The 20,524-nt window shown below is 57.2% G+C and carries 22 protein-coding genes and 1 pseudogene; 14 read left to right on the top strand and 9 right to left on the bottom strand.

All coding sequences use genetic code 11. The features are described 5' to 3' along the window. Window positions 1-199 precede the first annotated feature (199 nt). Window positions 200-409, top strand: coding sequence for a hypothetical protein (locus tag DA792_RS15655; protein WP_159075290.1), 210 nt, complete (start codon window positions 200-202; stop codon window positions 407-409). 34 nt (window positions 410-443) lie between these two features. Then, window positions 444-746 carry a hypothetical protein gene (locus tag DA792_RS15650; RefSeq protein WP_107720917.1) on the top strand — a complete coding sequence of 101 codons (303 nt, stop codon included), beginning with the start codon at window positions 444-446 and terminating at the stop codon, window positions 744-746. A gap of 6 nt (window positions 747-752) precedes the next feature. Here the strand turns inward: DA792_RS15650 and DA792_RS15645 are convergent, their stop codons facing one another. After that, a complete protein-coding gene (locus tag DA792_RS15645) occupies window positions 753-1,400 on the bottom strand; it encodes a carbonic anhydrase (RefSeq protein ID WP_107720914.1) in 648 nt (215 codons plus the stop codon). Window positions 1,401-1,552: 152 nt separating this feature from the next. Between DA792_RS15645 and DA792_RS15640 the strand changes: the two genes are divergently transcribed. The 3 genes from DA792_RS15640 to DA792_RS15630 all read left to right on the top strand — a co-directional run bounded on the left by DA792_RS15640 (window position 1,553) and on the right by DA792_RS15630 (window position 4,386). Further along, window positions 1,553-1,945, top strand: a complete 393-nt coding sequence (locus DA792_RS15640) for a hypothetical protein (RefSeq protein WP_107720912.1) — start codon at window positions 1,553-1,555, stop codon at window positions 1,943-1,945. Between the two features lie 249 nt (window positions 1,946-2,194). Further along, complete coding sequence (locus tag DA792_RS15635; protein WP_107720910.1) at window positions 2,195-3,577, top strand: leucyl aminopeptidase family protein; 1,383 nt, start codon at window positions 2,195-2,197, stop codon at window positions 3,575-3,577. Then, window positions 3,574-4,386, top strand: coding sequence for a C40 family peptidase (locus DA792_RS15630; RefSeq protein ID WP_107720908.1), 813 nt, complete (start codon window positions 3,574-3,576; stop codon window positions 4,384-4,386). Before DA792_RS15635 ends, DA792_RS15630 begins: the two co-directional genes overlap by 4 nt. Window positions 4,387-4,394: 8 nt before the next feature. Here DA792_RS15630 and DA792_RS15625 read toward each other — a convergent pair whose 3' ends face one another. The 3 genes from DA792_RS15625 to DA792_RS15615 all read right to left on the bottom strand — a co-directional run bounded on the left by DA792_RS15625 (window position 4,395) and on the right by DA792_RS15615 (window position 5,959). Continuing rightward, entirely contained in the window at window positions 4,395-4,736 is a 342-nt protein-coding gene (locus DA792_RS15625) for a DUF2794 domain-containing protein (protein WP_107720906.1), read from the bottom strand. A gap of 309 nt (window positions 4,737-5,045) precedes the next feature. Then, window positions 5,046-5,339 (bottom strand): I78 family peptidase inhibitor, encoded by a 294-nt coding sequence (locus DA792_RS15620; RefSeq protein WP_199908078.1) that lies wholly within the window; start codon window positions 5,337-5,339, stop codon window positions 5,046-5,048. Further along, complete coding sequence (locus tag DA792_RS15615) at window positions 5,336-5,959, bottom strand: TetR/AcrR family transcriptional regulator (protein ID WP_107720904.1); 624 nt, start codon at window positions 5,957-5,959, stop codon at window positions 5,336-5,338. Before DA792_RS15615 ends, DA792_RS15620 begins: the two co-directional genes overlap by 4 nt. Before the next feature lie 306 nt (window positions 5,960-6,265). On the opposite strand from DA792_RS15615, the gene mbfA reads away from it, so the two are divergent. From mbfA to DA792_RS15600, 3 genes are read left to right on the top strand one after another with little or no spacing between them, the layout of a single operon-like run. After that, window positions 6,266-7,243 (top strand): iron exporter MbfA, encoded by a 978-nt coding sequence (gene mbfA, locus DA792_RS15610; RefSeq protein ID WP_107720902.1) that lies wholly within the window; start codon window positions 6,266-6,268, stop codon window positions 7,241-7,243. Between the two features lie 39 nt (window positions 7,244-7,282). After that, window positions 7,283-7,741, top strand: coding sequence for a YaiI/YqxD family protein (locus DA792_RS15605; RefSeq protein WP_107720900.1), 459 nt, complete (start codon window positions 7,283-7,285; stop codon window positions 7,739-7,741). Beyond that, the gene (locus DA792_RS15600; RefSeq protein ID WP_107720898.1) at window positions 7,738-8,370 is read left to right on the top strand and encodes an HAD family hydrolase; all 633 of its coding nucleotides are present in this window, start codon (window positions 7,738-7,740) and stop codon (window positions 8,368-8,370) included. Before DA792_RS15605 ends, DA792_RS15600 begins: the two co-directional genes overlap by 4 nt. On the opposite strand, the pseudogene DA792_RS15595 reads toward DA792_RS15600, so the two are convergent. Continuing rightward, window positions 8,367-9,619 (bottom strand): annotated as a pseudogene (locus tag DA792_RS15595) (MFS transporter). The gene DA792_RS15600 and the pseudogene DA792_RS15595 overlap by 4 nt on opposite strands. Window positions 9,620-9,731: 112 nt before the next feature. Between DA792_RS15595 and zapE the strand changes: the two are divergent. After that, window positions 9,732-10,823, top strand: coding sequence for a cell division protein ZapE (gene zapE / locus DA792_RS15590; RefSeq protein ID WP_199908077.1), 1,092 nt, complete (start codon window positions 9,732-9,734; stop codon window positions 10,821-10,823). A gap of 1 nt (window position 10,824) precedes the next feature. Here zapE and DA792_RS15585 read toward each other — a convergent pair whose 3' ends face one another. The 4 genes from DA792_RS15585 to DA792_RS15570 all read right to left on the bottom strand — a co-directional run bounded on the left by DA792_RS15585 (window position 10,825) and on the right by DA792_RS15570 (window position 15,123). Further along, window positions 10,825-11,856, bottom strand: a complete 1,032-nt coding sequence (locus tag DA792_RS15585; RefSeq protein WP_107720896.1) for an LLM class flavin-dependent oxidoreductase — start codon at window positions 11,854-11,856, stop codon at window positions 10,825-10,827. Between the two features lie 82 nt (window positions 11,857-11,938). Then, complete coding sequence (locus DA792_RS15580; protein WP_199908076.1) at window positions 11,939-13,213, bottom strand: bifunctional folylpolyglutamate synthase/dihydrofolate synthase; 1,275 nt, start codon at window positions 13,211-13,213, stop codon at window positions 11,939-11,941. Next, window positions 13,210-14,157 carry an acetyl-CoA carboxylase, carboxyltransferase subunit beta gene (gene accD, locus DA792_RS15575; protein WP_107720893.1) on the bottom strand — a complete coding sequence of 316 codons (948 nt, stop codon included), beginning with the start codon at window positions 14,155-14,157 and terminating at the stop codon, window positions 13,210-13,212. Before accD ends, DA792_RS15580 begins: the two co-directional genes overlap by 4 nt. 63 nt (window positions 14,158-14,220) lie before the next feature. Beyond that, window positions 14,221-15,123: a CPBP family intramembrane glutamic endopeptidase gene (locus DA792_RS15570; RefSeq protein ID WP_159075289.1), complete on the bottom strand. Its 903-nt coding sequence runs from the start codon at window positions 15,121-15,123 to the stop codon at window positions 14,221-14,223. Window positions 15,124-15,321: 198 nt separating this feature from the next. On the opposite strand from DA792_RS15570, the gene DA792_RS15565 reads away from it, so the two are divergent. The 5 genes from DA792_RS15565 (at window position 15,322) to DA792_RS15545 (ending at window position 20,507) form a co-directional block, all read left to right on the top strand. Beyond that, entirely contained in the window at window positions 15,322-15,963 is a 642-nt protein-coding gene (locus DA792_RS15565) for a hypothetical protein (protein ID WP_107720888.1), read from the top strand. Window positions 15,964-16,114: 151 nt separating this feature from the next. Continuing rightward, a complete protein-coding gene (locus tag DA792_RS15560; protein WP_107720886.1) occupies window positions 16,115-16,888 on the top strand; it encodes a DUF6478 family protein in 774 nt (257 codons plus the stop codon). 11 nt (window positions 16,889-16,899) lie between these two features. Continuing rightward, complete coding sequence (locus DA792_RS15555; protein WP_107720884.1) at window positions 16,900-17,286, top strand: hypothetical protein; 387 nt, start codon at window positions 16,900-16,902, stop codon at window positions 17,284-17,286. An 88-nt stretch (window positions 17,287-17,374) separates the two neighbouring features. After that, on the top strand, window positions 17,375-19,399 hold the full coding sequence (locus DA792_RS15550) for an NADPH-dependent 2,4-dienoyl-CoA reductase (RefSeq protein ID WP_107720882.1): 2,025 nt from the start codon (window positions 17,375-17,377) through the stop codon (window positions 19,397-19,399). Window positions 19,400-19,601: 202 nt separating this feature from the next. Then, a complete protein-coding gene (locus tag DA792_RS15545) occupies window positions 19,602-20,507 on the top strand; it encodes a LysR family transcriptional regulator (RefSeq protein ID WP_107720880.1) in 906 nt (301 codons plus the stop codon). The last annotated feature ends 17 nt before the right edge of the window (window positions 20,508-20,524 follow it).

The following is a 20,524-nucleotide window of genomic DNA, read 5'->3' as shown; positions in this document are numbered from 1 at the left end:
ACCAAATTTTAACTTTCACAAACAGACCTTTAACCCTAGTTTAGGTGTCTGATTTCACACAGCTATTGTTTTTCTGCTCCGCCGAAAACCGGCAAATACCTCAAATTGTTTCCATGCTTTCCTACCGCCAAACCACGCTCTGTGGTCCCTTTATCTCAAGGGGTCCGGGGGCACGGACCGAAAGGATGGAACGATGATCATGCTGATGAAAACAACCGGCCAATCAGGCACCGCAAACGGCGCGATTTCTTTCAACTGGGATGTGCAGACGTTTGAGGCGGCATGCCGCCCGGCGAACCACAATTTGACCCGCGATGCACGCCGCTCCAATGTTGTGCTTTTGGGCGGATGTCACGAGACCCCCGATTTTCGCCCGGACCAAGGCGCGCGCATCGCGCTTGCCGCCTGATCCCAATCGACAGCCACACGAAAAAGGAAACGCCATGACCTGTTATTTCGACAAAGCCCGCCAAGGTCGCACCATCGCTCTGAACCTGCATCAAAACGGTGCTGTGATGTTCTTTCCCGAAGAGATCGAGGCAATGGAACTGAGTGACCGCCCGGCCATTCGTCAGGCGATCACGCAGATGAGCAAACCGATGTTCGTGCGCTCCAGTTCTGTTGAAACCGGAGCGATGATTGGCACACCGCGGGCCGAAAACAGCGCCGATGCGCCCTATCTTTTGACCAATGCTCTCGCGGTCGAAGATGACACGATTGAAACTGTTTTCCGGCTCGTGGCCTAAAGCCGCTCAGATCGGAGAAAAGCTGTTGCTCTCGGGGTCGTACTGATGCAAATCGCCTTCGCCAATGTCGGTCCAAAGCCCGTGAAGCGTCAAATCACCCGCTTCAACGGCGGCTTGGACAAAGGGGAAGGTCATCAGGTTTTCAAGCGACACCAGAATGGATTCCTTTTCCAACGCCCGCTTGCGTTCGCCTTCCGGCTTGTCGAGGACGCGCTCATATCCGGGGCGCAAGATGTCCATCCAGCGACCGACAAAAGAGGATTTTTCCTCAAGTTCAGGCGCATTGCCCGAACACATGTCGTAACAGCCCTGAACACCGCCGCAATTGGAATGACCCAAAACCACGATATGCGCCACTTTCAGTGCGGTGACGGCATATTCAACCGCCGCCGAGGTGCCGTGGTGGTCCCCATCGTCCGTAAAGGGCGGGATGAGGTTGGCGATGTTGCGGTGGATGAAAAATTCGCCCTGATCCGCGCCAAAAATGGATGTCACATGAACCCGCGAATCACAGCAGGAAATGATGAACGCGCGAGGACGCTGACCTTCTTCTGCCAGACGCCGATACCAAGATTTGTTCTCGGAAAACGTGGTCGCTTTCCATCCTTGATAGCGTTGAACCATATAGCTTGGGAGGGGTTTTGCATATTTCATCGCGGAGAAACTCTCTTGAGGATGCCGTTAGCCAGTTTGGGCGAATGTAATGAGAGTTTTCGAGGAATTCGAGGGAAAATCAGCTTGGGACTAAACCTTTTCTTGAGGGTCTTGAGGCAAAGTCAGACCACAGCGCGTGGGGGCGCTCAAATATGTGGGGTACTAAAATGGTGGTGGTAAAGCTGCGGCCCGATGGGGCTGTGCAGGTTGATCGAGATCGTTTGGATCAACTTTATGGTCAACTTGGCGCGTCAGGGGCCGATGGTGTCGTGTCGCGCGCCATGGAAGAGCTGGCGGTCAGATTGGCCAAAGTCGAGAGCAGCTATAGAAAGGGCCAGTTCGAAGATTTACAGCGAGCAGCACGCTCGATGGTCGCGATTTCCGAACAAATCGGGATGGTCAGTTTCGCGCGCGTTGCAAGTGACGTGAATGAATTGGCGCTGTCCGATGACGGAACGGCCTTGGCCGCTTGTGTCGAGCGGTTGATGCGGATCGGGGAAAATTCCCTTTTGGCGGTATGGGATCTTCAGGGCGCATCGCTCTAACCTGTTCCGGTAGTCGCGCCCGTAAAAGATGTGACAGCAAAGAGATTGGTTCGCCGGACAGCCGTCCCGCGAACCAGCTTGCAGGTGGTATCGGATTGGCGAAAGCGTTTCACGACAGGCTTGTCACACAAGTTTGGCGTGACATGCGGATAACGTATTGATGTTGCGCGCGTTTCGAAGTTGAATCGCATCTTAACGTCATATCGAAACGCTTTAGTCTTGGCGCAACGCCAATGAAAGGCCCGTCCGATGCCACTTTCTTTTGCCTCACCCACAGAGTCCGCTGTTCCCTTGTTCTTGATCGACGCTGACGATCTTGACGCTTTTCTCGCAAGCCGGTCCGACGACGATCAGCTCTGGCTCAAAACCAATGGGTTTTCCGCCGCTTTGGGATCGGTCTGTGTGATTCCAGGAGAGGGGAAAATTGCCGCTGTTGTCGCGGGGTTTGGCACCAAAAAAACGCGGGCTCGGGGTCGATTTGTCTTTGGTGCGGTGCGTGCGAAATTATCGGACGGCACCTATGCCTTGCACACAACGTTGACGGGTGAGGCTTTGGATGAGCAGCTTTTGGCGTGGCTTTTGTCCGGTTACGTTTTTGATAAATATGTAAAAAAATCACAACCCGCCGTGCATCTTATTGCGCCTGAGGGCGTAGATGTTGCCCGGCTTGAGGCCATTGCAGCGGGTGAGGCACTGACCCGTGATTTGATCAATACGCCCTCAAATGACATGGGCCCGGCTGAGTTGGAACAGGCCGCACGCGATCTGGCACAGGCGCATGGAGCAGAGATTTCAGTGACAGTGGGCGAGGCTTTGTTAACGCAAAACTTCCCGATGATTCACGCTGTGGGTCGCGCGTCCCCGCGCGCTCCTGCCCTGATCGACATGCGCTGGGGCGAGGCGGGGCCGACGCTGACGTTGGTGGGCAAAGGCGTGTGCTTTGACACCGGCGGGCTGAACCTCAAACCGGGGTCTTCCATGGGCTTGATGAAAAAGGACATGGGCGGGGCAGCCACGGTTTTGGGGCTGGCGAAAATGATCATGGCGCTGGAGGTGCCGTTACGGTTGCGGGTGTTGATCCCGGCGGTGGAAAACGCGGTGTCGGGCAATGCGTTCCGGCCACAAGATGTGTTGACCTCGCGCAAAGGATTGACTGTTGAAATCAACAATACGGACGCCGAGGGGCGTTTGGTGTTGGCCGATGCTCTGGCGCTGGCGGATGAAACCCCGCCGGATTTGTTGATCTCGATGGCGACCCTCACAGGGGCGGCGCGCGTGGCGGTTGGGCCGGATCTCGCGCCGTTTTTTGCCACTGATTCGACGGACGCTTTGGCGCTGTCAAAAGCGGCGACGAAGGTGGCCGACCCGGTCTGGCAACTGCCCTATTGGGAGCCCTACGAGAACATGATTGAGCCGGGAATCGCCGATCTCGACAATGCGCCGTCGGGCGGAATGGCCGGGTCAATCACTGCCGCGCTGTTTTTGCGGCGCTTCGTGACGGAAACCCCGCGCTATATGCATTTTGACATCTATGGGTGGAACCCGACCGCCGCACCTGCCCGACCCAAAGGCGGCGTTGGCCAAGGGGCGCGCGCGCTTTTGGCCGCGTTGCCTGAGCTTTTGTCGCTATGACAGATCGCCGCCTGACTCCTGCCAATACTCGTGTGGCCCTTGCGGGGTTTGCCTCTCAGGGCCAGAGCGAAGTGTGCCCTGAAACCACCACGGTCTGCGTCCCCGTTGCCGATTTGCGGGCCGGGCCGGACGGTGCGCGGGAACGACAATTGCTGTGGGGCGAGGGGTTTGATGTGCTGGAGCGGCGGGACGGATGGGCCTTTGGTGTTGCGCGGCGCGATGGTTACGTGGGGTATGTGGCGCAGGCCGAACTCGGTCCCGTTTCGATCCCAACCCACCTGATTTCCGTGCGCGCCACGCATCTTTATCCCACCGATGATTTCAAATCCGAAGCGGTGAGCAGCCTGTCTTTCGGCGCGCGCATGCGCGTCGTGGATGAGCGGCGCAAATTCATGGAGATTGAGGGCGGGCTTTTCGTTCCGAAACCGCATATCCGCCCGATCGAGCGGCCCTTTTCCGATCCGGTCACAGTTGCGCAACTGTTCTTTGGCACGCCTTACCTTTGGGGTGGCAATTCCACCTTTGGCATTGATTGTTCGGGCCTCGTCCAGGCGGCGTTTTTGGCCTGTGGCATCGACTGTCCGGGTGACAGCGATATGCAAATGGGTATGGGCGCAACCGCCTCAGCGCCCTACAGGCGTGGCGATCTTTTGTTTTGGAAGGGCCATGTGGCGCTTTGCGTTGATGATGAGGTTCTGATTCACGCCAATGCTCATCACATGGCCGTGGCCTATGAGCCGATCTTGCGAGCGATTGCGCGAATTGACGCACAGGGCGATGGTCCGGTCACAGCGCATCGGCGGATGTAGGGAGGAGGCTATTCGACCGCGCGGATCAGTTTGCGGTCGAGAACCCGCAGCACCGCGCGCAAATCGCCGCCGCGTTTGAGGATTTGCCCGTCCATGGCGATGACCGAATACATCCCCTGTTTCCCGCGCAGTTTTGGCCGTTTTTCGATCCGATAAATCGGATGTTCTGCGGTGCGTCGAAACACGGAAAACACGGCAACCTCTTTGAGGAACGACATGCCATAGTCGCGCCATTCGCCTGCGGCTACCATTCGGCCATAAAGCCCCAAGATCGTGCCAAGCTCTTGGCGATCAAAGGCAACCCTGTCTTGTTGAGGCGCGGGGCCGGGAAAGGGAGTAGGTGCATTCATGCTCTCAGCTTGGTCACAAAACTGTCGAAAATCAAGAAAACTCGGCGCAGTTCTCACGTCAGTGATCGGGTTGCCTTAATGAGGCCATGAAATGGTCCGTGACTTTTCTTGTTTCATCCCTTTTTCGGCCAAGGTGTTGGTGCAAAACGTTAGGCAGAGCGAGAACGCTTTGCCCCGGTGTCACGGTTTAACAGCCCCCACCCAGTTCGTGACCCCGGGGATCTCGCTCAAAACCAACTTGTAAGGCCGAGGCAGCACGCTGTCTCGGCTTTTCCTTTATGGGGCGTTGCGTTGGGGGATGTGCTGCGGTTAGCCGCACCAAACACGGATGATCCGACCCGTCGCATCCAGATCAATATTCGTGCGCTCAGGCCGGAAGTCCTTTGTCACCATGCGCCCAGGAGGAATGATGCGGGTGCCTGCAGGAAGATCAAACGCATCAAGCGCGGATTTGTCCTGACCGATCAGTGGGGTGAGGATTTCTAAAGCGCATTCAGTTGCAGACATGGGGGCCGGACCTTTGTCGGAAACATGGGTGTCTTCTTTGCATCCGCTCAGGGCAAATGCCCCGAGGATGAGAGTGAGAGCGGTTGGGCGGATCATTTCCGTACTCCATAGCATCGTAAAAACATGGTCACTGCGCCGTCGATGACCTTTTGTTTGTCGGACTCGTCGATGTCGCAACAGGTTTGAAACAGGCGCATGGATTGGACGCGGACTTTGCACAATTCGGCAAATTGATCGGCGGCCAGCTCGATGTCGTCAATCGCCAATTCGCCGCGTGCGGTGCAACTGGCGAGATATTGCGACAAGCGATGGGTCACCAAGGCCGGGCCGCTTTCATAGTATTTGCGGCCCAGTTCGGGGAAGCGATCGCTTTCGGACACGGCAATGCGAAACACAGCCTGACCAAAATCCGAGAGAATGAAATCAAGGATCTTGCGCCCGACATTTGGCAAAAGCGCCTCAGGCGAAAGGTTCTCGTCCATCCGCTCTTCAAACGCGTCGGCTTGCCGTTTGGTTTCCTGTGCCGCGATTTCCAAAAACAACACGCGTTTGTCGGGGAAATAGCTATAGAGCGTGGCTTTGGACACGCCAGCCTCGCGGGCGATGTCATCGACTGATGCGCCCTCAAACCCGTCGCGTAGAAACACAGTGCGCGCCCCTTCGACAACCTGATCGAATTTGCGCCCCTTTTTGATCATCGGGTGTGTGTCGCCCATGGGTCCCCTCCGTGTCTGGGTATAATAGTGCGCTTTTTGGGTTTTCTGAATGGCGAAATAAGAAAACAGATGTGCCTTTTACGCCCTTGGATGATAAAGAAAAAAAGGCAGGCCCGTAGGCCCGCCCAGTGCTCGACAGGGATGTCGATAGAAAGCCGTACAACACACGGTCCGTTTGAAAACTAAACTGATCGGTACAGATGAGCAAGTCTTTCTAAACGCAACGGTTTAGTTTTAGGCGCAATTGATGGTTGCGAACCATCAGCAAGTTTTATAATTTAGAACCATTCTAAAATAGAGGCCCATATGATCCCTGGTTTTGCCAATCGCCGCCGCTTTTCTGATCTGTCAGAACAGGAAATTCTTGCTCTTGCCATCTCATCTGAGGAGGATGATGCGCAGATTTACCGCATGTATGCTGAACGCCTGCGCGAAGAGTTTCCCAGCAGCGCAGCCGTGTTCGAAGCTATGGCAAAAGAGGAAGACGGCCACCGCACCTCTTTGATTGAATTGCATAAAAAACGGTTCGGCACTGTGATTCCGTTGATCCGGCGCGAACATGTGTCGGGCTATTATGCGCGCAATCCGGTGTGGTTGATCGAAAATCTCGGGCTTGAGCGGATGCGTGCGGAAGCGCAGGCGATGGAACGTGGCGCCGAAGAGTTTTACCTCAAAGCCGCCGCGCGCACCACCGACGCCGACACCCGCGCGCTTTTGGGCCATTTGGCCGCAGCAGAGGCCGGGCATGACAAAAAAGCCGGGGAATTGGAGAAAGAGTTCCTCGATGGGGACGAACGTGAGGCGGAAGACAAAGCCGCGCATCGCCAATTTGTGCTGACTTGGGTGCAACCCGGACTTGCGGGCCTCATGGATGGCTCAGTCTCGACCCTTGCGCCAATTTTTGCCACCGCCTTTGCCACCCAAAACACCCACACCACCTTTCTTGTCGGCCTTGCCGCTTCTGTCGGCGCGGGGATTTCCATGGGCTTCACCGAGGCCGCGCATGATGATGGCGTGATTTCAGGGCGCGGGTCTCCGATCAAACGCGGCTTTGCCTCGGGCATCATGACAATGGTTGGCGGTTTGGGGCACGCGCTGCCCTATTTGATCACCGATTTCTGGACCGCAACAATCATCGCCTTCATCGTGGTCTTTATCGAGCTTTGGGCCATTGCGTGGATTCAAAACAAATTCATGGAAACCCCCTTCTTGCGGGCGGCTTTTCAGGTTGTGCTTGGCGGCGCGCTGGTGTTCGCTGCGGGGGCATTGATCGGCGGCGGTTGATGCGGATTTGACCTATAAGCCAGCGCCTCGGAGGCATCTGTGACCAAAATCTACATTGATGCCGATGCCTGTCCGGTCAAAGCCGAGGCTGAAAAAGTTGCCACCCGGCACCAAATCCCCTGTCTCTTTGTGTGTAACGGCGGGCTGAGGCCTTCGCCCAATCCCTATGTCGAGTTGATTATCGTGCCCGATGGCCCAGATGTGGCCGACATGTGGATTGCGGAGCGCGCGGGCGTCGGGGATGTGGTGGTCACAGGTGACATTCCGTTGGCTGCCAAAGCGGTCGAAGCGGGCGCGCGCGTGATCAAACATGACGGCGAGGCCTTTACGCCTTCGAACATCGGCAATGCATTGGCGACCCGCGATTTGATGTATGATTTACGCGCGGCGGACCCGTTTCGCCAAGGTGGTGGAAAGCCGTTTTCAAAGGCGGATCGTTCGCGGTTTTTGGACGCTTTGGAACGCGCCGTGCAAGGCGCAAAAAGGGATGCTCTATGACCATCGAGGCGGTGATTTTTGACATTGGCAATGTGTTGATCGAATGGCAGCCGGAGCGCCATTACGATGCGGTGATCGGCGAGGCGCGCCGGCGCGCGATGTTTGAAACCGTTGACTTGCACGCGATGAACGATCTTGTCGATCAGGGGGCAAATTTTCGCGAAACCATTACGGCAACGGCGGATCACTACCCTGAATTCAAAGACGAAATCCTGATGTGGTATTTCGATTGGATCAAAATGGCCGCCCCCGCCATTCCCGGCTCTGTCGCGCTTTTACGGGCTTTGCGGGCTAAGGGCATTCCGGTGTTTGCATTGACCAATTTCGGGATTGAGAGTTTCGAATTTGCCGAAACGCAGTACCCGTTTTTGATGGAGTTTGACCGCCGTTATGTCTCCGGGCGCATGGGGTGTGTCAAACCGCATTCTTTGATCTTTGAGATGGTCGAAGCGGACTGTCACATCGCGCCAAAGGCGCTTTTGTTCGCCGATGACCGCCCTGAAAACCTTGATATTGCTGCCAGCCGTGGCTGGCAGACGCATCTGTTTGACGGGCCGAAAGGCTGGGCCGATCGGCTTGTGTCTGAGGGGCTTTTGACGGCAGAAGACCTCAAAGCCGCAGGATTTTAAGCCAAGGCGTTTGCCACACGTTTGCCCAGAGGGACCTCCTTGATCGGCAAATGAACGATGGCGGAAAACGCCCCAATGCCGACGCCAACCCACCAAACGGCGGTGTAATTGCCGTAGACATCATAGAGCCGCCCCCCAACCACACGCCCAGAAACGCGCCCAGTTGGTGAGAAAAGAATACGATCCCGTAGAGCGTCCCCATGTAACGCAGCCCGTAAATATGGGCCACGAGGCCGGAGGTCAGTGGCACCGTGGCCAACCACAACGCGCCCATAACGACCGAGAACACCAGCACAGATGTGGGGGTGATCGGGAAGGCAATAAAGGCCGCAGCGGCCAAGGTCCGTCCAATGTAAATCCCGGTCAGCAAATACTTTTTGGAATAGCGTTTGCCGAGGTATCCGGCGAACAGAGTGCCGCAAATATTGGCCAAGCCGATCAGCGAGATCGACACCGCGCCCAAAGCCGAGGTCGAGGTCACACCGAGCGATGCGAGCGTGCCCGAGGGGTCAATCGCACCGCACATCTCGGTCACCAGCGCGGGAAAATGCGCGGTGATAAAGGCAAGCTGATAGCCGCAGGAGAAGAAGCCCAGGAAAATCAACGTGTAGCTTGGGTCGCGAAAGGCTTTGCCAAGGATCGCGCCAAGGCTTTCCTCTAATTCGGCTTTGCTGGCCATTTGTGGCGAGCGCATCAGCGGCAGCGCCAAGAGCGTCAACAAAATGGCGGCAGCGAAGAGAATGAACACGTTTTGCCATGCCATCATACCCAAAAGCCATTCCGCCAAAGGCGCGCCAAACACCTGTCCGGCGGATCCCGCCGCTGTGGCAATGGCCAAGGACATTGACCGGTTTTCATCTGAGGAGGCCCGTCCTACGACTGCCAAGATCACACCAAATCCCGTGCCTGCGATGCCAAATCCGACCAGCACCTCATAGAGCTGATGCGCCTCAGGTGTCACTGCGAATGACGAAAGCACAAGCCCCGCCGCATAGATCAAAGCGCCGATGATAATGGCTTTTCGGTCGCCAATCCTCTCGGCCAAAGCACCAAAAATTGGCTGGCCGATGCCCCAAAACAGGTTTTGTAACGCAATGGCCAATGAAAATTCCGACCGGGGCCAATTGAACTCGGTGGCAATTGGGATCTGAAACACACCAAAGGAGGCGCGGATCGCGAAGCTGACGATGATGACGATGCACCCGGCCAAAAGGACGGGGGTGAGAAGCGGTGTGCGTGCGGTGGACATCTTTGGTCTCCTTTGTCTCAGCTTTCGGCAAAACCTGCACGCGCGTCAATTGAATGATTGGCATGAAACACATCATCTTTTCTTATGATCCGGGACGCAGTATGGGGAGGGCATGGATACGCTTATGGATATTTATGCGGCCCGCGTGGCCGAGGGCACGCTGCGCGCGGATGCGGCGCAAGACTCTGTGCTGCCGATGCTGGAGCGGGTGCGGGCGCAACTGGCCAGCCAGCCCGCCGGGAAAAAGGGGCTTATGTCCCTGATTGGCGGGCGCAAGAAACCCGAACCGATCACCGGGCTCTACCTTTGGGGCGGTGTGGGCCGCGGCAAATCCATGTTGATGGATCTGTTTTATGACCACGCCCCGGTGCCCGCGCGCCGCGTGCATTTTCATGCCTTCATGCAAGAGGTCCAAGACGGCATCAACACCGCGCGCAGGGCCGGAACGCCGGATGCGATCGCGCCCGTGGTCGAAGAGATCGCCAGTGAAATCAAACTCTTGTGTTTTGATGAGATGCAAATCACCGATATCGCCGACGCGATGATCGTGGGGCGTTTGTTTGAGGGGCTGTTTGCCAAGGGCGTCACCGTCGTGACCACATCGAACCGGGTGCCCGATGACTTGTACAAAGACGGGCTTAATCGTCAGCTGTTTTTGCCCTTCATCGCGGTTCTGAAAGAGCGGTTGGAGGTGCATCATCTGCATTCTCCGGTCGATTATCGCCAAGGCCGTTTGACCGGCACGCCGGTGTATTTTCAGCCGGTGAACGCAGAGGCGCGGGCGGCGATTGAGGATATTTGGACGGATTTGACCGGCGGTGCGACCGAGTCTCTGACACTCAAGGTCAAGGGACGCGATGTCGTTTTGCCCAGGTTTCACAACGGCATTGCACGTGCGAGTTTTTGGGATCTCTGCGGCCAAATGTTTGGTCCCGGCGATTACCTTGTCATCGCGGGAGCTGTTAAGCTTCTGATATTGGAAGATATTCCACGCCTCACCCGGAGCAACTTCAACGAGGCCAAACGGTTTGTGACCCTGATTGATGCGCTCTATGAGGCCAAGGTGCGGCTGGTGTGTAGTGCTGTGGACGAGCCAGAGAGCCTTTATGTCGAAGGGGCTGGGGCATTCGAATTTGAACGCACCGCATCGCGCCTGCGCGAGATGCAGGACGCGAGCTGGGGCGAGGCCGAAGAGGGCGCGTGACTTAGGTTGTGAGGCCCAAAATCGCGCGCACCCGTGGCACAACCTCTTCGCCATAAAGCCGAATGTTGTCCATCAGCACCTCATGGCTGACCGGCCCAGCGGAATATTTCAAATCAAACCGCTGCACATCGAGCGCCTGAACCGTGGCGGCGATTTTGCGCGCCACCGTGTCGGGCGAGCCAACGTAAAGCGCGCCATTTTCGACCTCGTGCTCAAATGCGTCCCGGGTCAGCGGCGGCCAGCCGCGTGTGCGCCCAATGCGTTGGTGCATCACGCGGTAGCCGTCAAAAAACCGATCCCGCGCCTCTTGGTCCGTGGCGGCAATATGGCCCGGCGAATGACAGCCAATGGGCAAGGTTGCCGCATCCATTTTTTCGCGCACGTCTCGGTACAAGCCGGCATAAGGCGCAAAACGGGCGGGCGGACCGCCGATGATGGCCAAAGACATCGACATGTTATTGGTGGCGGCGCGCACCACGGATTCGGGCGTTCCGCCGACGCCGACCCAAACCGGGATTGGTTTTTCAGGGCGCGGATAAACCGCTTGAGATTTCAACGGGGTGCGATGGCGTCCCGACCAACTGATTTTCTCCGCGCTGGTCAGTTTGGAAAAAATCTCAAATTTTTCCTCAAACAACATCTCATAATCTGAGAGATCAAAACCAAAGAGCGGGAAAGATTCGGTAAATGATCCGCGCCCAAGCGTGACTTCGGCGCGACCATTTGAGATGGCTTGGATCGTGGAAAATCGCTGAAACACCCGGATCGGATCGTCAGAGGACAACACGGTGACCGCAGAGGTCAGTTTGATCTTTGAGGTCACAGCGGCGATGGCGGCCAAAATCGTGTCCGGGGCGGAGACCGCAAAATCGTCGCGGTGATGTTCGCCCAGACCGAAAATGTCGAGGCCAACCGCATCGGCCAGTTTTGCCTCTTCAATGACGTTGCGGATCACCTGGCCATGCGACAGATCGCGGCCCTGAGCGTCCCAAGTGACATCGCCAAACGTGTCGATTCCGAATTCCAAAGACATGATGCATCTCCTGTGCTTGACGCACAGATACAGCCAAATCACCTGTGCGCCTACATGCGCGAGCGCACAGAGACTGTTCAGATCACGCGTTGTCTTGCAGGATGTGCCCAGCGAGATAGAGCGAGCCACAGATCAGAATACGTGCCTCGGGGGCGGCGCTGACGATCTCTTGCACTGCGGTCAAAACACTCTCGGATTCAACGGCGTCCATGCCATCCTCGCGGGCGGTTTCGGCGGTGGCCGAGGCGGGCAGGGTGGCTTGGGCGTCGGGGATCGACACGGCATAAAGCCGCTCGGCATGGCGCGCGAGCGGTTTGAGGTATCCGCCCACGTCTTTGGTGTTCAGCATGCCGCAGACCATATACGTTGGACGTCTTGGCAAACGGTCCAGAGCCTCGGCCAAGGCGATCCCCGCGGCGGGGTTGTGCCCGCCGTCGAGCCAAAGCTCGGCCTTCGGGGCAGCATCGGTCAAGGGCCCGGTAGCAAGGCGTTGCATACGGGCGGGCCAATAGGCGTCGGTCAAAGCAGCCTCAAGGGCGGTATCGTCAACGCCAAGTTGACGCAGGGCGGCAATGGCCGCGCCTGCGTTGATGATTTGGTGATGGCCGATCAGACGCGGCAACGGCAGGTCGCGCAGCCCGTGTTCGTCCTGATAAATCAAGCGACCGCGTTCTTCCCATACATGCCAGTGTTGACCATAGGCCATAAGCGGTGCGCCCATACGGGCGGCGCGGGCCTCGATGACCTCCATCGCCTCGTCGGGTTGCGGGCCGACGATACAGGGCACACCGCGTTTGATAATCCCGGCTTTTTCCGCCGCAATTTCGGCCAGAGTTTCGCCCAGATATTGGGTGTGATCAATCGAGATCGGGGTGATGATGCTTAGGGTCGGGGACTCGACCACATTGGTCGCATCCAGCCGCCCGCCAAGGCCGACCTCAAGCAAGGTATAATCGGCAGGCGTGCGCGCCATGGCGAGGATGCCCGCAACGGTGGTGATTTCGAAATAGGTGATCGGCGCGCCGCCATTGGCGATTTCACATTCTTCCAACACCTGCATCAGCGCGGGTTCGGAAATAAACGTGCCCGCCAAACGAATGCGTTCGTGAAACCGCGCCAGATGTGGCGAGGTATAGGCGTGCACCGATTTTCCAGCGGCCTCAAGCCCGGCGCGGATCATCGCTTGGGTTGATCCTTTGCCGTTGGTGCCGGCAATGTGGATCACCGGGGGCAGATCGCGTTCGGGGTGATCCAAAGCGTCCAGCAAACGCCAGACACGATCCAGAACAAGATCAATGATCTTGGGGTGAAGTGACATCAACCGATCAAGGATGATGTCCGACGAGGGGGATGTCACTTTTGCGCGTCCTTGGCGGGGGGCGTTTGGGGCTTTGCGGCCTCAAGAGGTTTGACCTCGGGAGCCGGTGCCGGAAGATCCCCCGCAACGGCCGGGGTCATTTGTCCCAACATGCGTAGGATCGTGACCAATTCGGATTTCATCTGACCTCGGTGGGTCACCCGATCCAACATCCCGTGATCCAAAAGATATTCGGCGCGCTGGAAGCCCTCGGGTAGTTTTTCACGAATCGTTTGTTCGATCACGCGCGGACCCGCGAAACAGATCAGCGCATTGGGTTCAGCGATTTGCACGTCACCCAGCATGGCGTAGGAGGCGGTGACACCGCCGGTGGTCGGATGGGTGAGCACAACAATATAGGGCAGACCCGCCTCTTTGAGCATCTCGACGGCCACGGTGGTGCGCGGCATTTGCATGAGGGAGAGAATCCCCTCCTGCATCCGGGCACCGCCTGCGGCGGAGAACATCACAAACGGGCGTTTGAGTGCGATGGCGCGCTCAACACCGGCGATGAACGCATTGCCGACATACATGCCCATGGAGCCAGCCATGAACGAGAAATCCTGTGCCGCGGCCACGATCGGCGTGCGGCCCATCTCGCCCTCAGCCACCAACATGGCTTCTTTTTCGCCAGTGGAACGCTGTGCCGCTTTCATCCGCTCGGGATAGCGTTTTTGGTCGCGGAATTTCAAAGGGTCTTCAATCGGTTCGGGAACCTTGATCTCAGAAAACACCCCGCCATCAAACAGCGCCGAAAAGCGCGCGCGCGGCGTGATATGCATGTGGTGATCGCAATTGGTGCAGACATTGAGATTGTCTGCCAATTCGCGATGGAACAGCATGGTGTTGCATTCAGGACATTTGGTCCAAAGGTTGTCCGGGGTATCGTGTTTGGAAAACAGCGAATTGATCTTTGGACGGACGTAGTTGGAAATCCAGTTCATACGGGGAGCCTTTGGACGTAACGTTACTGGCCCTCAGATAAGGCCATGAGAGAAGAATTGCAATCAGCGCCTGATCGCAAGCCTTGCGGTCAGCCAAGTTGCCAACAAAAGCAGCGTTTGAAAGACGATCACTTTTGGGTCGCTATAGGCGTCGGTGAGATTAAGCGTTTGGACCATGCGACCAAAGCCAGACATCATATCTTGTTGCGGTGCAATCAACATGGCGGTGGCGTTGTTCATCAGGTGAAGCGCACAGGCCGGACCGATTGTGCCCGAGCGCGCGGTCAGATCGCCCGCGACAAGCCCGAACAGTATCGCCCAGACAACGGGGAAGATCGCCGCCGCGCCCTCGGCCGCACCGCTGAGATGGCCCAGTCCGAACAAGACGGAGGAGGCCAGCACACCCAGCGTATAGGATTTGGTCGAGGCGATCAGTTGGCTTTGCAAATAGCCACGAAAAAACACCTCTTCGGCGGTGATTTGGATCATCAGACCCAAAAGCGCGAAGGGCATCCAAAACAACCACAGGCCAAGGCCTAGATTTTCAGACAGCTCAGACTCAGGATTGTCCCATGGCAGCAACATGGTGACAAAGCTCAGGAGTGCGATCCATTTGAGGGTTGCGAAAAATTGCCTGCGCATCACGTTCGCCGGTCCGGTGATCTCGCGCAGGCTGCGCCTGTGCAACCGACGTGCCAAAATCACACTGCCGACCAAAAGCACGCCATAGCCCGAGAGCAACACAAACATCCCACCGGGCGTGGCCCCGATGACAACCCCGTTCGGGCCAAAGCTAATCGGCATCAACGCGGGGGCCATGCGCCCGATCAGCGCATAGAGCAAAGGTGTGACCAAAGCCCCAAGCGCCAAAGCAGCCAAGATCTGAACTGCTATACGCCAAAGCTCGGGGCACCGCGCCGCAGACCGCAGGATCGCATCATAGGGATGAGGGCGGGGCGGGATCATGGCGTTCTTTCTATGTGCGGCGGGTTGTCTTGGCCAAACCGATAGCACGGCCTGCGGTGGTCCGAAAGCAAGTCGGCAGTGTGCCGCCACACCCGGCAAGGATGGCTTGCAGGCGGGGCGGCATCCCATGTATGCCAAGCTCGGTTATGGCGCGATCGCGAAGAGGCTTTCGGGGTTTTGGTAAAGGTGAGGCAGCACATGGACAGACTCAAAATGGGGCTTTGGGGCGGTTTTGTGCTCGGCCTGGCTTTGGCCCTGTCGGCCTGTCAAATGGCGGTGCCGACACCTGCGACCGCAACAAAAGCCGCGCCAAGAGAAATCCGATTGTCCAGTAGTGGCTTGGCTGTGGCCGGGCCGACGGGATTTTGCATCGACCCCGGTTCGGTGAAAGACGAGCAAGGCGGAAGTTTCGTCCTTTTGGGCAGTTGCACCGGCCTGAGCGGCGGCTCCAATCTGGGCCGCAAAGCCAGCACGGCGGTTTTGACCCTGTCGGTTTCTGGCCCTTTGACAGATGCCACGCCTTTTGATGCGGCGGGCGTTCAGGCCTTTTTTGTCTCCGACGCAGGCCGCACCGTCCTGTCGCGGTCTGGGAACATGGCAACGGTCACGCTTTTGGGCAGTGCGATCGAAGGGGGCACCGTCTTTGTGCATGCCCGCGACACCTCCGCCCCTATGATCAATGGGCTTGACGATGAATATTGGCGCGCCTTCTTTGTCTCAGGGGGGCGGTTGATGACAGCGACGGCCACGCCGTTCTCTCAGGCACCGATGTCCTCAGAGGGGTTGAAAATCGCCTTGAAACAGTTCGCAGGTGTTTTGGCGCGTAAAAACCCGACGTAATGGGTAGAAATTGTTGCCAAAATGGAACCAAACGCTGGATTTATCGAGCGTTTGTTGAGATGAAACCTTTGTCGGCCATAATTGGGCAAAGCCACTGGCAAAGCTATGGGCATGGTCAAAGGCTGGCACCACAGAAAGGTTTCTTAAGGTTATGAGCAGTCGGGTCGGTAAGCTGTTTGAAAAGCGTTTCAACAAACTATCCATTTCGCGTTGGGCGCGTCGCGCACGTTCTGCGGAGACACTTGATGTGGCGACATTGCGGTGGCTGCGTGCTCAGGCTCGCAGCCTGCGGTGGGAATTGGATCAATTCCTTTTTGTCGCCGAAGGCCGATTGGCATTGCCGCTGATTGGATCGAATGCGATGCAATTGCCGCTTTATACCGATTGGTCACATCGACCTGAATTGTGGCGCGGTCCGATTGCGCAACAAGGGGTCTCCGCGGTGCCGACGAAAACGTCGATCGGTTCTGAGGCGACGCTGTTTCACGATTGCCAAATTTCGGAATTGACCTACCGGCAAATGCGCAACAGTTCGGAGTCGGATCTTGCACCGTTTGGATTGCGCTTGGATGTGTTTCGTTTCGACGGCTCATTTTTGTCGCTGTCGGTCAATATGCCCGATGAGGTCTGCCACGGGTTGAGTTTGCGTCATTTGGTACGCTTGGATTTTTCGGTGGACCTTGAAAAGCCGATCGAAATTTTTGCACGGTTGAATGTGAAACACGGGCCAAACCTTGAACAATTGGTGCGGGAATTGCCTTTGCACTCTGACGAAGGCTTTGTCGATTTTGATTTGGCCTACACCAAGCTGAATGAAAAGCGGGTTGAAAAACTTTGGGTCGATTTGATCTTTGAAGGCCCCGAAATGAACCAAATTGTCCTGCGGGACCTGACCCTGTCGCGCCGTCCGCGCGCGGAACTTTGACGGAGAGCAAGATGGACAAGGTGACATTGGTCAAAACGCGGCTTCAGGCGGGGATTTGGGAAGGCGAATTGCATGTGCCCGAGGCGATTGAACGGTTGCCGGAGATCGAGGTGAGCTATCTCGATCAGCCGTTGCCGGGGCACACGCTCTCTGAGGACCCGGACCGCGCCGGAGTTTGGTTTTTCCGCTTTGCCGTACCCACAGAAGTGATCAGTGACGGTGTGCAGACCTTTGTTTTCACGGATCGGGACAGCGGGCAGGTGCTTGGGTCTTTTGCCTTGATCGCGGGGGATGGCTTGGCCGATGATATTCGCGCCGAAATGGATTTGCTGCGTCAGGAATTGGATATGCTCAAACGGGCGTTTCGGCGGCATTGTCTTGAGGTCGGTGCAAACTGAGGACGCGGGTCCGTCGCGCTGACGCCGCGTTTCGAGTGACATCTCCTCCGGCTCAGCGCATTTTAGCGCGGGCAAGGGAGGCCCTCACATGACGCATGAACTGTATCCACATCTGCTTGAACCGCTTGATCTTGGCTTTACCAGCCTGCGCAATCGGACCCTGATGGGGTCGATGCACACCGGGTTGGAAGAGCGCGGCGATTGGGCGGCTGTGGCCGAATTTTACGCGGCGCGCGCCAAGGGCGGGGCTGGGATCATTGTCACTGGCGGCATGGCACCGAATGTCGAAGGTGGGGTGTTCCCCGGTGCGGCAGGATTGTTCACCGATCAAGATATTGCCAATCACCGCCGCGTCACGGACCGCGTCCATTCCGAGGGCGGCAAGATCGCGATGCAGATTTTGAACGCCGGGCGCTATGCCTACGGGCCAAATTGCGTCGCCCCCTCCGCGATCAAATCTCCGATTTCGCCGTTCAAACCGACCGAATTGGATGCGGCCGGCATCGAAAAACAAATTGCGGATTATGCCACCGCCGCTCTGCGCGCCAAAGACGCTGGCTATGATGGCGTCGAAGTGATGGGGTCCGAAGGCTACCTGATCAACCAATTTTTGGTGACCCATACCAACAAACGCGACGACGCGTGGGGCGGTTCCTATGAAAACCGGATGCGCTTTGCCATTGAGGTGGTGAAACGCGTGCGCGCCGCTGTTGGGCCGGAGTTCATCGTGATCTACCGTATTTCGATGATTGATCTGGTGCCAAACGGATCGACATGGGACGAGGTCGTTCTGTTGGCGAAAGCGGTCGAGGCCGCGGGGGCGACGATTCTCAACACGGGCATCGGTTGGCACGAGGCGCGCGTGCCGACGATTGCGACCTCTGTGCCGCGCGCGGCCTTTGCCTCTGTGACGAAACGGATGATGGGCGAGGTCTCGATCCCGGTGATCACCTCCAACCGGATCAACCATCCACAGGTGGCCGAGGATGTGTTGGCCGAGGGATGCGCCGATATGGTGTCGATGGCCCGACCGTTTTTAGCCGACCCTGAGTTCGTCAACAAAGCCGCGATGGGCAAAGCGGATGAGATCGCGCCCTGCATCGCCTGTAACCAAGCCTGTTTGGATCACACATTCGCTGGGAAACTGACCTCCTGTTTGGTCAACCCGCGCGCCTGTCATGAGACCGAACTGACTTATTCCCCCGCTGCAACGTCCAAAACCGTGGCCGTCGTAGGTGCGGGACCTGCTGGTCTGATGGCCGCTTTGGTCGCCTCTGATCGCGGTCATACGGTCACGCTGTTTGACAAAGCCGATACATTGGGTGGTCAGCTCAACATGGCGCGTCAGGTACCAGGCAAAGAGGAATTTCACGGGCTGGTCGATTGGTTCAAAACCATGGTCGCCCGCTCCACCATCACTGCTCGTCTCAATACGGAGGCAACGCCTGAGGCGCTCGCGGGCTTTGATGAGGTCATCATCGCCACAGGCGTGCGCCCGCGCGACCCCGAGATTGCGGGCCAGAATGATCACAACACGGTTGTCTCATATATAGATGTCTTGCGTGGCAAGGTTCCGGTCGGCCCGCGCGTGGCTGTGATTGGGGCCGGGGGCATTGGCTTTGATGTCGCCGAATTCCTGACCACAGGCGATAGCCCGACCTTGAACCTCAAAGAGTGGAAAGAGGAATGGGGCATCACCGATCCAACGCGTGATCGTGGCGGCCTTTCGTCCGATGGCCCAAAACCTGACGCTCCGCTGCGACAGGTCACGTTGTTGCAACGCAAGGCCGAGAAACCCGGCAAGCGGCTGGGCAAAACCACAGGTTGGATTCACCGCGCGACGCTTGCCATGAAGGGCGTGAAGATGATCGGCGGGGTGTCCTATGATGAGATCACGTCTGAAGGGCTTTGGGTCACCAAGGTCGATGAACGTCAGTTGATTGAGGCAGACACAATTGTTTTGTGTGCTGGGCAATTGTCCGAGCGTAGCTTGGCGGATGCGCTGATGGCGCAGGGCGTGGCCTGCCATGTCATCGGCGGTGCAGATGTGGCCGCGGAACTCGATGCCAAACGCGCGATTGATCAGGGGGCACGGCTTGCGGCTACGCTCTGACGGGGCGTCTTTTTGGTCAAAATACTCTCGCCGAAGGCACGCTTTCGGTGGGGTAAAAGGACCATTTGAGGATTGTTTCCGCGTTTCCTGACGTGGAACGATCCTCGAAACACCACGCTATTGTCTCCCATCTTCCCCATTCTTGCCCGAATTGGCCGTCATTGATGTGGCTTGTAGGGTCAAGATTGTAGGTAAGATAGACATGGATCGACTGACGGAAATGGAAGCCTTTGCCACCGTTGTGGACCAAGGCGGTTTCACGGATGCAGCAAAGAAAATGGGGATTTCCAAATCTGCCGTTTCCAAACATGTATCTGCCCTTGAGGCGCGTTTGGGCGCACGGTTGCTCAACCGCACGACCCGCCGGGTCAGCCCAACGGAGATCGGATTGGCCTATTACGACCGTGCGCGTCGGGTTTTGAACGATGCGGGCGAGGCGGATGCGCTGGTCACCTCAATGCAAAGCGCGCCTTCTGGGTTGTTGCGCATTTCGGTGGCGACCGATTTTGGCGTCAATCATTTGTCGCCGGTCTTGGGCGAGTTCTTGTCCGAATTCCCCGACATCACCGTAAATATGGTGCTCAACAACCGCTATGTGGAGTTGATTTCCGAAGGCTTTGATATGGCCGTGCGCATTGGCGAGCTGGAAGACAGCACCCTGCGCGCCCGTAAATTGACCGAGACCACCAAACGGATGGTCGGCTCTCCCGCCTATTTTGAAAAATATGGTCGGCCCGAAAAGATCGACGATCTGAATGATCACAAGCTTTTGCATTATTCCAACCAATCCAACGGTGCCGTGTGGAAACTGACTGCGCCCTCCGGCGAAAAGCGGCAAATCCGCACCGCTGGCTGGTTGACCGTGAATGATGGTCAGTCCTTGCTCAACGCTTGTATTTCGGGCCTTGGCATCGCCTATCTGCCTTCTTTCCTCTATGCGGATGCGATGGATGCGGGCCTGATCGAAGAGGCGATCCCGGAACTGCCGTCAGAGACCCAAGGCATTTATGCCGTCTATCCGCCGGGGCGCTTTACCCAGCCGAAAGTGCGCGCATTCATTGATTTTCTTGTGCATTCCTTTGCCGATAAAGGGCCTGACAAGTGGTGATGTGACACCCAAACGAA

The sequence above is a fragment of the Celeribacter baekdonensis genome, assembly GCF_003047105.1.
GTDB classification, from domain to species: Bacteria; Pseudomonadota; Alphaproteobacteria; order Rhodobacterales; family Rhodobacteraceae; genus Celeribacter; species Celeribacter baekdonensis_B.
Note: the sequence above shows the minus strand (reverse complement) of the source record. Positions and strands in the feature narration are given on the sequence as shown.

Coding starts and splice junctions, on each gene's coding strand:
- accD (WP_107720893.1), bottom strand. CDS start 14,157: ATGAACTGGATTTCCAACTACGTCCGTCCAAAGATCAATTCGCTGTTT.
- DA792_RS15630 (WP_107720908.1), top strand. CDS start 3,574: ATGACAGATCGCCGCCTGACTCCTGCCAATACTCGTGTGGCCCTTGCG.
- DA792_RS15570 (WP_159075289.1), bottom strand. CDS start 15,123: ATGATCCCGCCCCGCCCTCATCCCTATGATGCGATCCTGCGGTCTGCG.
- DA792_RS15625 (WP_107720906.1), bottom strand. CDS start 4,736: ATGAATGCACCTACTCCCTTTCCCGGCCCCGCGCCTCAACAAGACAGG.
- DA792_RS15550 (WP_107720882.1), top strand. CDS start 17,375: ATGACGCATGAACTGTATCCACATCTGCTTGAACCGCTTGATCTTGGC.
- DA792_RS15555 (WP_107720884.1), top strand. CDS start 16,900: ATGGACAAGGTGACATTGGTCAAAACGCGGCTTCAGGCGGGGATTTGG.
- DA792_RS15585 (WP_107720896.1), bottom strand. CDS start 11,856: ATGTCTTTGGAATTCGGAATCGACACGTTTGGCGATGTCACTTGGGAC.
- DA792_RS15565 (WP_107720888.1), top strand. CDS start 15,322: ATGGACAGACTCAAAATGGGGCTTTGGGGCGGTTTTGTGCTCGGCCTG.
- DA792_RS15640 (WP_107720912.1), top strand. CDS start 1,553: ATGTGGGGTACTAAAATGGTGGTGGTAAAGCTGCGGCCCGATGGGGCT.
- DA792_RS15560 (WP_107720886.1), top strand. CDS start 16,115: ATGAGCAGTCGGGTCGGTAAGCTGTTTGAAAAGCGTTTCAACAAACTA.
- DA792_RS15635 (WP_107720910.1), top strand. CDS start 2,195: ATGCCACTTTCTTTTGCCTCACCCACAGAGTCCGCTGTTCCCTTGTTC.
- DA792_RS15645 (WP_107720914.1), bottom strand. CDS start 1,400: ATGAAATATGCAAAACCCCTCCCAAGCTATATGGTTCAACGCTATCAA.
- zapE (WP_199908077.1), top strand. CDS start 9,732: ATGGATACGCTTATGGATATTTATGCGGCCCGCGTGGCCGAGGGCACG.
- DA792_RS15650 (WP_107720917.1), top strand. CDS start 444: ATGACCTGTTATTTCGACAAAGCCCGCCAAGGTCGCACCATCGCTCTG.
- DA792_RS15615 (WP_107720904.1), bottom strand. CDS start 5,959: ATGGGCGACACACACCCGATGATCAAAAAGGGGCGCAAATTCGATCAG.
- mbfA (WP_107720902.1), top strand. CDS start 6,266: ATGATCCCTGGTTTTGCCAATCGCCGCCGCTTTTCTGATCTGTCAGAA.
- DA792_RS15620 (WP_199908078.1), bottom strand. CDS start 5,339: ATGATCCGCCCAACCGCTCTCACTCTCATCCTCGGGGCATTTGCCCTG.
- DA792_RS15545 (WP_107720880.1), top strand. CDS start 19,602: ATGGATCGACTGACGGAAATGGAAGCCTTTGCCACCGTTGTGGACCAA.
- DA792_RS15600 (WP_107720898.1), top strand. CDS start 7,738: ATGACCATCGAGGCGGTGATTTTTGACATTGGCAATGTGTTGATCGAA.
- DA792_RS15655 (WP_159075290.1), top strand. CDS start 200: ATGCTGATGAAAACAACCGGCCAATCAGGCACCGCAAACGGCGCGATT.